General features: G+C 60.3%; 13 protein-coding genes. 7 read left to right on the top strand and 6 right to left on the bottom strand.

The genetic code is table 11. The annotated features are described in order from the left end of the window. Positions 1-49: 49 nt before the first annotated feature. Positions 50-1,018, bottom strand: a complete 969-nt coding sequence (locus KSP9073_RS01175) for a ribonuclease Z (RefSeq protein ID WP_108841132.1) — start codon at positions 1,016-1,018, stop codon at positions 50-52. A gap of 99 nt (positions 1,019-1,117) precedes the next feature. Between KSP9073_RS01175 and KSP9073_RS01180 the strand changes: the two genes are divergently transcribed. Both KSP9073_RS01180 and KSP9073_RS01185 read left to right on the top strand, forming a co-directional pair. After that, positions 1,118-1,567, top strand: coding sequence for a DUF4174 domain-containing protein (locus KSP9073_RS01180; RefSeq protein WP_165814118.1), 450 nt, complete (start codon positions 1,118-1,120; stop codon positions 1,565-1,567). Positions 1,568-1,606: 39 nt separating this feature from the next. Beyond that, positions 1,607-2,557 (top strand): D-2-hydroxyacid dehydrogenase family protein, encoded by a 951-nt coding sequence (locus KSP9073_RS01185; RefSeq protein WP_108841133.1) that lies wholly within the window; start codon positions 1,607-1,609, stop codon positions 2,555-2,557. A gap of 16 nt (positions 2,558-2,573) precedes the next feature. On the opposite strand, the gene KSP9073_RS01190 is transcribed toward KSP9073_RS01185, so the two are convergent. Next, positions 2,574-2,996, bottom strand: coding sequence for a GFA family protein (locus KSP9073_RS01190; RefSeq protein ID WP_108841134.1), 423 nt, complete (start codon positions 2,994-2,996; stop codon positions 2,574-2,576). Between the two features lie 249 nt (positions 2,997-3,245). Here KSP9073_RS01190 and KSP9073_RS01195 point away from each other — a divergent pair, with 249 nt between their 5' ends. Then, positions 3,246-3,638: an MAPEG family protein gene (locus KSP9073_RS01195; protein ID WP_108841135.1), complete on the top strand. Its 393-nt coding sequence runs from the start codon at positions 3,246-3,248 to the stop codon at positions 3,636-3,638. Between the two features lie 239 nt (positions 3,639-3,877). Here KSP9073_RS01195 and KSP9073_RS01200 read toward each other — a convergent pair whose 3' ends face one another. From KSP9073_RS01200 to cdd, 3 genes are all read right to left on the bottom strand, one after another. Then, positions 3,878-4,129, bottom strand: coding sequence for a hypothetical protein (locus tag KSP9073_RS01200; protein WP_108841136.1), 252 nt, complete (start codon positions 4,127-4,129; stop codon positions 3,878-3,880). A gap of 370 nt (positions 4,130-4,499) precedes the next feature. Next, a complete protein-coding gene (locus KSP9073_RS01205) occupies positions 4,500-5,063 on the bottom strand; it encodes a putative glycolipid-binding domain-containing protein (protein WP_108841137.1) in 564 nt (187 codons plus the stop codon). A gap of 46 nt (positions 5,064-5,109) precedes the next feature. After that, positions 5,110-5,538 carry a cytidine deaminase gene (gene cdd, locus KSP9073_RS01210; protein ID WP_108841138.1) on the bottom strand — a complete coding sequence of 143 codons (429 nt, stop codon included), beginning with the start codon at positions 5,536-5,538 and terminating at the stop codon, positions 5,110-5,112. A gap of 168 nt (positions 5,539-5,706) precedes the next feature. Here cdd and KSP9073_RS01215 point away from each other — a divergent pair, with 168 nt between their 5' ends. From KSP9073_RS01215 to KSP9073_RS01225, 3 genes are all read left to right on the top strand, one after another. Next, positions 5,707-6,360 carry a 4Fe-4S dicluster domain-containing protein gene (locus tag KSP9073_RS01215; protein WP_108841139.1) on the top strand — a complete coding sequence of 218 codons (654 nt, stop codon included), beginning with the start codon at positions 5,707-5,709 and terminating at the stop codon, positions 6,358-6,360. Positions 6,361-6,409: 49 nt separating this feature from the next. After that, complete coding sequence (locus tag KSP9073_RS01220; RefSeq protein ID WP_108841140.1) at positions 6,410-9,037, top strand: molybdopterin-containing oxidoreductase family protein; 2,628 nt, start codon at positions 6,410-6,412, stop codon at positions 9,035-9,037. A gap of 163 nt (positions 9,038-9,200) precedes the next feature. Continuing rightward, positions 9,201-10,103, top strand: coding sequence for a DMT family transporter (locus tag KSP9073_RS01225; protein WP_108841141.1), 903 nt, complete (start codon positions 9,201-9,203; stop codon positions 10,101-10,103). A gap of 67 nt (positions 10,104-10,170) precedes the next feature. Here the strand turns inward: KSP9073_RS01225 and KSP9073_RS01230 are convergent, their stop codons facing one another. Next, the gene (locus KSP9073_RS01230; RefSeq protein ID WP_108841142.1) at positions 10,171-11,328 is read right to left on the bottom strand and encodes a glycosyltransferase family 9 protein; all 1,158 of its coding nucleotides are present in this window, start codon (positions 11,326-11,328) and stop codon (positions 10,171-10,173) included. Positions 11,329-11,770: 442 nt separating this feature from the next. Between KSP9073_RS01230 and KSP9073_RS01235 the strand changes: the two genes are divergently transcribed. After that, positions 11,771-12,598: an HAD-IIA family hydrolase gene (locus KSP9073_RS01235; RefSeq protein WP_243409064.1), complete on the top strand. Its 828-nt coding sequence runs from the start codon at positions 11,771-11,773 to the stop codon at positions 12,596-12,598. Positions 12,599-12,817 lie beyond the last annotated feature (219 nt).

Consider the following 12,817-nt stretch of genomic DNA (forward strand, 5'->3'; position numbering starts at 1 on the left):
CTGGGCATCATGAAAAAGGCGTCAGCGCCCATTGTAGCCGGGCCCGGCCTCATTCACATCGATATAGCCGGTGGTCGCGCGACAGGTCAAACACCGCCAGGTCCTCGGCCAGCATCAGGGCGCCGCCAAAATGCGCGCGCGCCTCGGCGTCGATATCGCTGATGGAAGGCGTAGCCCCCGGGTGACTCACGTAGCGCGGGCTGAAATGCGTGAGCACCAGCTGGGCAAGCCCTGCCCTTTCGGCAAAGGCGGCAATACGCGCGGCACTGCTGTGGCCGTTGTCCGTGCCCCGCTGCTCGATCACCGCCTCGGTATAGGTCGCTTCATGCACCAGCACGTCCGCGTCCTGACAGATTGGTGCCAGAAGGTCAGGAGTATCGTTGTCGCCGGCCACCACCAGCCGCCGTGGGGTGCGCGCGGGTAGGCGGTAGTCGGCGCCGCTCAGCTGCCGGCCCTGTTCATCAATGACCGTCTCGCCACGCTGAAGCCGCCCCCACAGCGGCCCGGGCGTCACACCTTCTGCCTTTAGCCGTTCAACGTTAAGCGAGGCCTCGACATGGCGCTCTTCAAGGGCGTAGGCATAGCACTCGACGCCGTGAGAAAGCCGCGCCGTCCGCACGGTGATGTCAGAAAGCGTAAGAGGGTTGTCTACAAGCGTTGCCGCATCGACATGGATCAGGTCGAATCCGAGGTGCAGGCCGGTGGTCGTCGTCACCGCCTCGAGATAGTCCCGCACGGCCTGCGGCCCCACAATGATCAGTGCCGTTTGACGTCCGGCCATCGAGGCGCTGGCCAAAAGCCCCGGCAGACCGTAGCAGTGGTCGCCGTGGATATGGGTGATGAAGACGGCCTCAAGCCGGGCGGCACTCAACGGCGTTCGCATCAACTGCTGCTGGGTGCCTTCACCGCAGTCGATGAGTGTCCAGCGCCGCTGACCCTCAGCCGTGAGCGCCAGCGCGCTGACGTTGCGGGTTCTGGTGGGGACACCGGCCGAGGTGCCCAGAAAGCGCAGCTGCATAATAAGGCCTTATGATATTGAATGAGACAGGGTGATGATCATCACGGCGAACGCTATGCTGGACAACATCCATGCCAACGCCTGACCAGGGAGAATCTCATGAAACAGTGGATCATGCCGGCCCTGCTGGCCGCCGTCCTGACCGGGGCCGGAGCCACGGCACAGGCCGGTGATATTAACCCGGCCGCCAACCCGCTGCTGGCCGACAAGTGGCAGTCACGCCCGCTGGTCGTGGTGACCCCGAGCGCCGACAATCCGGATTACGAACGCATGCGCGGCATTGTCGAGACGCAGCGAGACGCCTTTAATGATCGCGACATGGTGCTCTATACCGTAGAGGGCGGCAGTGGCATGAAGGCCGACCAGGCTCTGACCGAGGCCGAAACCGATGCCCTGCTCGCCTCGCTGGGACTGAATGCGAAAGGCCCGCTCACCACGGTGCTCGTGGGCAAGGATGGGGGTAAAAAGGTAGAGCAGGAAGGCTTTGTCGACCCGCGCCAGCTGTTCGACACCATCGATAACATGCCCATGCGCCGCGCGCGTCAGTAGACGAGCGCCCATGCAGCAGTCACTACCGGAGGGTCATATATGCGTTGCGCCATCATGGATGACTATCAGGAGGCGGCGCTCTCAATGGCCGACTGGTCGCGCCTTGAGGGGCGCGTCGTGGTTACCCCCTTTCACGACCACCTTGATGATGAAGACGCGCTGGTCGAGCGGCTGACCGGATTCGATGTCATCGTCATCATGCGCGAACGCACGGCCTTTCCGGCCCCGTTACTGTCACGCCTGCCGCAGTTGAAGCTGCTGATCACCTCGGGGATGCGTAATGCCGCCGTCGATCTCGAGGCAGCGCATGCGAAGGGCATCACGGTATGCGGGACCGACAGCCATCCGGCGCCGCCAGCCGAGCTCGCCTGGGCGCTGATCCTGGGGCTGACGCGCCATGTCACTACCGAACATCACCACATGACCACCGGCGGGCCGTGGCAGAGCACGGTCGGCATGACACTGGCCGGTCGCACGCTGGGGATCATCGGGCTTGGGAAAATCGGCACGCGCATGGCGCGCATTGCGAAAGCGTTTGATATGGAAGTGATGGCCTGGAGCGAACACCTGACCCCCGCACGCTGTGAGGAGGCCGGCGTCACGTTTGCCGAGTCGAAAAAGGCGCTGATGAGTGCCAGCGATATCGTCTCGATCCATCTGGTGCTGAGTGCGCGTACCCATCACCTGATCGACCGTCAGGCGTTTGAATGGATGCCACCCTCATCGTTTCTGATCAACACGTCACGCGCCGGCATTGTGGATCAGACCGCGTTGATCGATGTCCTGAAGGAAGGTCGGATTGCTGGCGCAGGACTGGATGTGTTCGAGCACGAGCCCCTGCCGCTTGATCATCCCCTGCGCCGACTGCCCAGCGTTCTGGCCACACCACACCTGGGCTACGTCAGCGATACCAACTACCGCACCTGGTTTGGCCAGGCCATCGAAAACATCGAGGCCTGGCTTTCGGGCACACCGATCCGGCGACTGTAATCAGGCCGTGGTGCGACTAGCTCTGACGTGGAACAGGGTCGCTGTCCACGTCCTGTGAATAGCGCCGCGTTTCATTGGCAAAGTCGTAAAAGCCGGGTTTGTCCTTGATATAGATCTCATCGGTCATGACCATGGAGGCCTGGTCATCAAAGGTGCCGGCCGTGAACGCGTAGGCATTGTCCGGCGTGTGGCGAAAGTAGAGCTGGCTGCCGCAGCGCAGGCAAAAACCACGCTCGCCATGATCGGAGGAGTGATAGATGCCGACCGGTGAGGCATCGTCAAAGTCCGGGGCGCCTTCACAGATCACGGCCAGCATGGGCCCGCCCGTGGCCTTGCGACACAGGGAGCAGTGACAGACATGCACTTCGCCGCCGTGGCGAACCGTAAAGCGCACCTGCCCACACAGACAACCCCCCGCCCTTTCCGTAATCTCGGTCATGATTTTTCTCCTCCCTGTGAATGCGTTGCCCCGCGATGTTGCCGGACGTCAGCGTCTGCTGCTGTGACGCTGGTGACAAGCCCGTCCAGCACCCTATCACGACGTGGACAGCTTTAGATCAGATATGATGAATAAGCGAGTTTTATACTCGTTTAAAACGATAAAAGCGCCATGCACTTTCTCATCCGTACGCCGGGGGCCTGCTACGCTGGAAGGGACATATCATCCAGATCGTTTCGGGAGTCGCGCATGACCATGGAACTCTACCTGCTGGGCTGGACACTGGTGCTTGCCATTGTTCAGATCATGCTGCCTGCGATGTATCGCAATCGCGAGACCGGCCTCGACTACAACGCAGGCCCGCGCGACAAGGAAGGCCCGCCGATGGGCGTGATCACCGGCCGACTGTTTCGGGCTCAGAAAAACCTGTTTGAAACCCTGCCGCTGTTTATCGGCGCCATCCTGATTGCGCATGTAGGCGGACAGGAGGGCGCAATGACGGCCTGGGGTGCCTGGCTCTATTTTCTGGCGCGTATTGTCTACGTACCCCTCTACGCCATGGGGATTCCCTATGTTCGCTCGATGGTCTGGGGCATCAGCCTTCTGGGGCTCGTACTGGTGATACTGCCGGTGATCTTCTAAAGCCCCGGCCGTCTCTGTGATGTCACTATCATTTCTGTGACGCCACCATCGAGCAGCGCCCGGCACAGACTGGGTGCTTTTATAGCGACGAGCCTGAAGGGCTGCCTGCCTTGAAGGGCACCTGTCTTGAAAAAGAGTGAGCGCAAGGTCAGAAGCGTGGGCAAGCATCAAATGACAGGCATAAAAAATGCCGCCTCGAAGGGCGGCATTTTGCAAATTCTGTGGCGTTCGCCAAGGGGTCAGGCGGAGACGCGTTGTCCGATCTGCTGATCGTTGATGGGGCGGCTCTCGCGGGCCATCATGAGTGTCAGCGTTCTGGACTTGTTCAGCGTCTGCATGGCGAAAGAAGGAGAATGCAGATCATTCCAGTGACCTACCGTATCCAGAAATTCGCCACACTCGGAGCAGGTAATCTCATCCCACTCCTTGCAGGCATCCATCGGCGTATGCTGGTCGTGACCACAGCGCGTGCAGGAGATGTATTGTGTCATGGCTTGTGTCCTTCCCTGGTGGTGTTACCGCCCTTCCTGGGCGATATGTCTGGCTATCCTTGCCTTTGGCCATCCTGGCCGATGTCTGCGGCAGTCCCTGCCGTGGCGTTCCTCGCCATTCGGGTCGACGTCCCTGTCGATCCCGGGTCAGCGTCCCTGCTGACCGTGTAGACACACTTTGTCATAGCGCCGAGCAATGTACAAGCCTTGTACATTATAATTTTTTGTAACCGTTAAACCCGGGCCATGAAAGCATTTTTCCCGGCTTTTGTATGACATTTCGACGACAGCGGGCGGCAATTATCGTTCATGTTTATCCCAACTTGTACAACACTGTTTTTCAACCTTGCGCTTCAACGCACGCGCCGGCTCAGGCTGGCGTGGAGGGCAAGGGCCAGCGTCGAAAGGTATCGGGATAATCCAGAACAAGACCCTGATCATCGACGTCCAGCTGCGCCGTAAAGCCGCTGTCGAGACCTTCATAGCGAAAGCCATGTGGCGACAGGCACGTATAGCGCTGTCGGGCAGCACCAAGGCCTAGTGTCGGCACGGACAGCAGGGCGACCGACAGACTGGCCGAGGCACCCGGGCTAAGGGCCAGTCGTCGAATGGGCAGCGTATTGGTAAAGGGCGTGGCCGCAATATCAATATCGAGACAGCCGGTCAAAGACGACAGATGTCCCCGCTGTGGGCACCACCACTGGCCGTGCCCATCGGTTGACAGATGACATTCACGCCCACTGTCCAGCCGCGCTGACAGCCGGCGTATCCGCCAGCCTGGATCAAGGTGCAGCTGATAGGTCAGCTGAAAGGCAAGGCCGTCATGAATTCCCTCCACGCGACTGTCGGCTTCGATGCCGTCAGTACCGATCTGCAGGATGAGGTGCTCACTGCCCTGATGATCCCAACCGGTCCACATCACCTCTCGCCGCATGCTGACTCTCCCCTTTTGACTCGCCTTGCACCCTGACTGGATCGCCTTACGCCATCTTCGAGGGCTTACCAAGATTTTCCGGCCCGAAGGAGTCCGGTAGCAGGGTGTTCATGGTGTAGCGCTTGAGGGGCAGGCCCTGGCCGTTGACCACCACGATCTCGGTATCGGGGGCGGCGAACTCGCGAATGCGCTGACGACAGTCACCGCAAGGGGTGCAGAGTTCGTCTCCCGGCCCGATGACATGAATGCTTTTTATCTCGCGCTCACCGTGGGCCACCATGGCCGCGATCGCGCCGGCTTCGGCACAAAGGCCCTTGTAGTTGGCACTTTCGACATTGCAGCCGGTATAGACGGTCCCGCTGTCGCTGATCAGCAGCGCGCCGACCGGATGGTTCGAATAGGGCGCATAGGCATTGTCGCGCACGGCAACAAGCTGTTGGCGAAGGCTTTCGGGAAGGGGCGCAAGCTCGGTCATGGGGGTCTCCTGATAATGATGATCGATTATTGTCGCAGCCTGCGCGCGCCGACAACAGTCAGGCAGTGTGATACAGGAATTTACATTAAATTCTGCTTTTTTAGCGCTGACTCCAGGTAAGATTTCTGTTTCGAGTGTTCAAACGAGTTCTGCAACAGGCAATCGCCCATGACCACCCCATCACCGCACTGGCAGATGGCCGTCGACCTTGAGCGCTGTATCGGCTGCCATGCCTGCTCGGTCGCCTGCAAGGTCGAAAATGATATCGAGCTGGGCGTATTTCGCACCCGGGTGCTCTATCACGATCACGGCGCCTTCCCCGAGACCCGGCGCAGCTTTTTACCCACCCTGTGCATGCAGTGTGCTGATGCCCCCTGCATGACGGCCTGCCCTTCAGGGGCGATCAGCCGCCAGGAGGACGGCATCGTACGCATCGCCCCTGACACCTGCGATAAATGGGAATCCTGCATCAAGACCTGTCCCTACGGCGCGCTGCATATCGATCCGGTGCAAAAAATTGCCGACAAGTGTGATTTCTGCAGCCATCGTCTTGAACAGTCGATGGCCCCGGCCTGCGTGGAAGCCTGCCCGGCAGACGTGTTGATCTTTGGCGACATCAACGATGACCAGAGCCCGGTGTCGCGCTTTTACCAACGCCATGGCAGCGAACTCAAGGGCCTGCGGGTCGAGCGCGGCACCCGCCCGCAGGTGTGCTATCGCGGCGTGGGCACGGTGGTACCGCAGGCAGCCGTGGACAAGCTGCCCGACGGCCGGGCGCATGACCCGGTCGATTACGAAATCGATCAGTGGGCCAGCCGCTGATGCACGCCCCTTTCAGGCTGTCCCCTGCGGCAGATAACACGGCGCTTTCATGAAACGACGATCCTTTATCAAGGCCGGCATCGCCGCGCTGGCCGGTCTCAAAAAAGGCGAATACATCTATCTGGGCGTGGGCGGTGCCCTGGGTGCGGCTGCCGTCGGGGGCGCATTGATGACGCCGTCGCTGACCCGCAAGGTGAAAAATGATTACAGCCGGGCGCGCAGCGTCAAAAGCGTGTGTCTTAACTGCTCAAGCGTGTGCGGCATCGAGGGGTTTGTCATCGATGACCGGGTGGTAAAAATCCGCGGCAACCCGCAGGACCCCAACATGGGCAGCCACATGACCTGCGCCAAGGGCCAGAGTGGGCCCACCATCAATGACTATCCCGAACGTCTGGTTTATCCGCTCAAGCGGGCAGGCCGCCGGGGCGAAGGCCTGTGGCAGCGCATCAGCTGGGACGAGGCCTATGACGAGATTGCCGCGCGCATTCAAAAAAGCATCGATGCCGGCCATCCCGAGCGTGTGGTACTGCACGCCGGCCGTTCGCGCATCAATACCGAGATCAAGCGCTTTCTCGGCGCCATCGGCTCACCGGTACAGCTCAACCACCGCTCGCTGTGCTCCTCGAGCAAGCGGGGCGCCAACTATGTGAGCCTTGGCGACACCGACTGGGAATCGATCGACGCCGAGCGCTGCCGCTACTTTCTCAACTTTGGCTCCAACTTTTATGAGGCCCATCAGGGCGGGCTGCATCTGGTCAAGCGGGTGGTGAAGGCCCGCTTTGATCACGGCGCAACGCTGGTCACCTTCGATGTCAGGCTTTCCAATACCGCCGGGCGCAGCGATGAATGGTTCGCGCCCTTCCCCGGCACCGAAAGCGCCGTGGCGCTGGCCATGGCGCACGTCATCATGCGCGAGGGTGAATTTGACCGGGAGTTTGTCGAACACTTCGTCAATCTCTCGGCCACCGAGATCACCGACTTTCTGAAGGATTACACCCCCGAGTGGGCCGCGACCGAGTCAGGTCTTGAAGCGTCGGATATCGAGCGGGTAGCGCTGGACTTTGCCCGCGCCCGACCGACTGCCGTGGCCTTCACCAACCGCGGCACCGGCTCACACTACAACGGCATGAACGCCGAGCGCGCCGTGGTCATGCTCAACGCGCTGGTCGGCTCCGTCGGCCGGCCCGGTGGCTACTGCTACGGCATGGAAGAAAAGCTGCGCGCCGAGCGCTATCCGCAGCCCGAGCCCATCCCGCCCAAACCTGCTGTCAGGACCGATCTGGAAGATCCGCCGGAGTGGCCGCTGGCCAATCGCTGGCAGAAGATGAAAGTGGGCCAGATGGTGTATGAGTACATCCGTCAGGGACGTGCCACGGTGGATGTCTATCTCTCCTACACCATCAGCTCGCCCATGAACTGGCCGGAGGGGCGCACCACCACTGTCGGAGTGCTCAAGGATGAATCCCTGATCCCCTTTCACGTCTGTTCGGATGTGGTCTATTCCGAAATGGCGCACTACGCCGACATGATCCTGCCGGATGCCACCTACCTGGAACGCTGGGGGCTTGAAACCCGCAGCAGTCCCGAGCTTCGCCACTTCGTGACCCTGCGCCAGCCCATGGTGCCGCCGCCGGGCGAGGCGCGCAGCTACGCCGATGTGCTGTTTGATATCGGCCGGCGTCTGGGGCCGGAGCAGGCACGCTATTTCGAGTTTGGCGATCACGAAGCCTTCGTGCGCCATCAGTGTCGCCACATCCCCGCAGGCGATGAAGCCGACAGTTTTGAATGGATGAAACGCCACGGCTCCTTCGTCGATGATGTGCCCAAAAGCTACGAGGTACATCGTCGCCTCCTGAGCGAGCGGGATCTTTTGGGCGTGCGCATCGATGACGACAGCGGCGTGATCCATCAGCGCGACAACAAGGGACAGGAACAGGCCATCGGACTGATGATCGATGAAGGCGGTGCGCCGCGTGCCGTCCGCGGGTTCGGCACGCCCTCGCGGCGCTTTGAGATCTACAGCCGTGAAGTGGCCGAGGTGGCCCGGGAGCAGGGCATCCACCATGACGGGCTGCCGGGCTATCTGCCGGTGCCGGCGCATGTGGGCCTGCCGGAGGATCGCTTTATCCTGACCAGCTTCAAGTGGAACGTGCACACCCAGGGACGCACGGCCAATCAGAAATATCTGACCGAGATCGTTCACGACAATCCCATGTGGATCAATCCACACACGGCAGAACGGCTGGGGATTGTCTCGGGCGATCTGGTCGAGCTGACCACCTATCGCCCGCTCAGCAGCGACCGGGGCGACCGGGCCTTTCGCGGTACCGGCGAGCCGATCGGCAGCCAGCAGGTGCGCGTGGTGGTGACCGAAGGCATTCATCCACGGGTGGTCGCCATCTCCAACAGCCTGGGCTATGTGGTCTCAGGCCGCGCGGCCATGGCGCGCCAGGGGCCAAGAGCTCAGGAGGCCGCGCTTGGCCACAAGGCTTACGGCCCGGCGCCCGAACGTGATGACCTGCGCGATCATCTGTGGTGGGACAAGCGCCTGGGCGGCCGCGGCAACGGTGTTAACGTCAATGCCCTGCAGCCCATCAATCCGGAGCCCCTGATCGGCAATCAGGCCTGGTTTGATACCGTCTGCAGCCTGCGCCGGGTTCAGGGGCAAAGCGTCTAACCGAGCTGCGGCCAGGGGCGTCGTCCCTGGCCTTTCCGGTGACGTATCAGGAACAGGCCATCGGTCGACGCCGGGGCAGGATGGTGGGGGCCTGATCGTTTCATGACGATTGACGTATCGAAGACATGACAGTGCAGGCGCTGTCGTGAAGGAGACACCCGCCATGGTCGCCACACCCCGCGATGCTGCCGCGAGCCATTCACGCGGCCTGCTGCTTGCTACCGTCGGTATTATTGTCCTGAGTTTTGATAGCCTGCTGGTGCGGCTGGCCTCGACCGATGGCTGGAGCATCGCCTTCTGGCGCGGGGCACTGATGGCCATTGTCATGGGGCTTTTCTACTGCCAGCGCCGGCGGCTGGCCACACTGAACGCCCATCGTGGTGTCTCACTGGTCTCTGCGGGGCTGCTGGCGGCCATCTCGCTGCTGTTCGTGATGGCGGTAATGCATACCCGCGTGGCCAACGTGGTGGTGATCCTGAGCACGGCGCCGCTGTTCGCGGCCATTTTTACCCGCCTGTTTCTGCAGGAGGCGGTCGCGGCAAGAACCTGGATGGCGATAGGCCTTGCCATGCTGGGACTGGTGATCGTCTTTGCCGGGTCACTGACCGGTGACGGCCTTCTGGGGGATGTCTACGCCCTTGGTGCCGCCATGGCAGTGGGGGCCAATCTGACGCTGCTGCGACGCTACCAGGCACTGGACCGCCTTCCCCTGATTGCCGGCGGCGGCGTGATCACGGCCGTGGTGGCCTGGCCGATGGCCACACCGCTGGCACTGGAGACACAGAGCTACGCCGTACTGGCGGTCATGGGGCTGATCCAGATGCCGCTGGCCACGGCGCTGATCAACAACGCCACCCGCTATCTGCCCTCCGCCGAGGTGGCGCTTTTCTATCTGGTCGAGGCGATTCTGGGCACGCTATGGGTCTGGTGGCTGCTCGGCGAGAACCCTCCGAAAGCCACGCTCTACGGCGGGCTGCTGACGCTGGTCACGCTGCTGGCCAATGGCTGGCTGGGGCTTCGAACGTCACGCAGCCGCCGTGCAGTGGCAGCCTCACAGGCCGGATAACCCGTCAGGGTCAACGATCCTTGAAATCCAAGGACCCATAGCCCGTAAAAGCCAGGTGGCCGGGCCGTCAGGACGTCAACGCCAGATCGGGTGTCATGGTTGTCTCCGGCGTGCCGATATCCCGGCGGCCCTGAAACTGCTCGGGCGTGATGACAGCGTCCACCAGCTGTCGGGCATCCGGCTGCCACAGCACGATATCCCGCGGGCCTCGCGGCACAAACTTCAGTGACTTGCGCTTTTGCACCAGCGCCATGGCCGGTACGTCCAGCGCCGCACCAATGTGCAGGGGGCCAGAGTCCGGGCTGATGAGAGTGCGGGCGTAATGCAGCATGGCGGCAAAGATGCGCAGCGGCCGGGGCCGACAGAGCGCGCCATATTGGCCGTCGGCCATCTGTCGTTCGAGCGTCGAGGCGTGCTGCAGCTCCTCGGGGCCCATGAACACCACGTAACGCTGACCGGCGGCCTCAAGTGCCCTGATGCTCTCCTGCCAGAAACTCAGCGGCAGACGCTTGTCGAGATGCCCCCCCACAAACAGCGCCACAAAGGGGGTTGGGCGGCCGTTATCATCAAAGCCAATGCCGAGCTCTTCGAGCTCGCCTCGTCCGATGCTGCGCTCGCCATTGCTCAGGATCATCGACGGCCGATCACGACAGGGCACTTCCAGCGCCCGAGCAAACATCTGCGGAATGTCATAGGCATGTGTCTGCTCACCGCTGACCTCGATATCAAACCAGTGCTGCCCACGTTTGGCCTTGCCCATGGTGTAGCGGCTCTTGATCGCGCGTACGAAGATCAATCCGGTCAACGAGCTGGGCCCTGCCTGTACGGCCAGATCATACTTCTCCCGACGCAGATGCCGGATCATGGCGGGAAAACGCCACGGCCGCACAATGGCATCCCGCGACAGGGTGAAAACACGATCCACGCGCTGATGGCGAAAAAGCGACCGGGTGCTGTCCGTGGCAAGAAGATCGATTCGGGCATCGGGGAAACGCTGTCGAAAGGTCTCGATGACAGGCGACATGATCAAGGCATTGCCAATGCGATAGTTGGGCCGTACCAGCAGTATCTTCAATGGGCCTTGAAGATTGTTGACGTCAACGGGCTCATTTTTTTGAAGATATTTCGTGACAAGAAAGGTCACGCCGCGTCGTGCCCTCCTTTCGATACCCTGCGCAAGCGTTTTGAGAATTGTGTTGGTGCGAATCGCTGTTTTCAGAGACATCACATCACCTGGTCAGGGCATCCATTACGAGACAGCATCTCGCAATCATTAATGGTTTATTAACACATCAGGCTTTCTTTCACTGGCATTAAAAGACCACAATGTCAGGCCATGGTTCCAGCACTCAAGCGTGTTTTTTCGAAAAATAGCGTCTTTTTAATGAAGGCAATATTAAATATTGAAGACTGAGCTGAGCCTTTATTAAAGGACCATTCATCTCTCTCTTACACAGATTTTTAATAAACAACGTTTTTTAATTCTGGCACCTTTGACGCGCTATTATTGCTAAATAAACCATTACTGTTACAACAATGCAGGGCATGTCATATTTGACCCTGCTTCTGCACGGGCCCAACGTCGACAGGAACACCACTCGACGTCTAGCGCTATGCTGAGGACATCACCACAATATGGGGGACGAATTTTGACGACAGGCAAAAAGGTGGAACGCGACGTTGACTGCTGGCTGACCGACATGGACGGCGTGCTGATCCATGAAAACAAGGCCATTCCCGGTGCCGCCGAGTTGATCAACCAGTGGCGCGACAAAAACAAACCCTTTCTGGTGCTCACCAACAACTCTACCTACACGCCCCGGGATCTGAGTGCACGACTGGCGCGCAGCGGTATCGATGTCCCGGAAGACAGACTCTGGACCTCGGCGTTGGCCACTGCTGCCTTTCTCAAGGACCAATCCCCTGGCGGGTCGGCCTTCGTGATTGGCGAGGCAGGGCTGACCACCGCCATGCACGAGGCGGGCTTTATCATGACCGATGCTGACCCGGACTATGTCGTACTGGGTGAGACCCGTACCTACTCGTTTGAGGCGATCACGCGCGCCATTCGCCTGATCAACGGCGGTGCCCGCTTTATCGCCACCAACCCGGACGTCACCAGTCCCAGTGCCGAAGGTGTCCTGCCGGCCACCGGTGCCGTGGCAGCCCTGATCACCAGTGCCACCAAGCGTGATCCCTACGTAGTGGGAAAACCCAACCCGATGATGTTTCGCTCCGCGCTCAACAAGGTCGGCGCGCACTCCATGCGTACCGGCATGATCGGCGATCGCATGGATACTGATGTGGTGGCAGGGATCGAAGCGGGGCTTCACACCGTTCTGGTACTGACCGGCATTGCCGACCGCTCCGAGGTCGAGCGCTACCCGTTTCGTCCCAAGGAAATTCTCGATTCGGTGGCAGATCTGCTGGAGGATGATCAACAGTCGAAGAATGCGAAAAGAAAGGAGGACAAGGGCTCGGACGCTTCAGCATGATGGCGTCCCAGGTGAACGCCGCTTTCGAGGAGCGTCTTGTCCAAAAAGGACGCTCCCGAAAGCCAACATGACATTTCGAACAACAATTACGCGCCAAATACCGTGAGAGAGAAGCAAAAATAATTCATGACAATTAATTTTCAAACACTTGTTCAAGCAAACAGGCACTAAAATACAATTCTCACTTTATAGTTACGCTTTATAACAATCACAAACCCA

Origin of the sequence: Kushneria phyllosphaerae (genome assembly GCF_900312995.1) — a bacterium.
Taxonomy (GTDB): Bacteria; Pseudomonadota; Gammaproteobacteria; order Pseudomonadales; family Halomonadaceae; genus Kushneria; species Kushneria phyllosphaerae.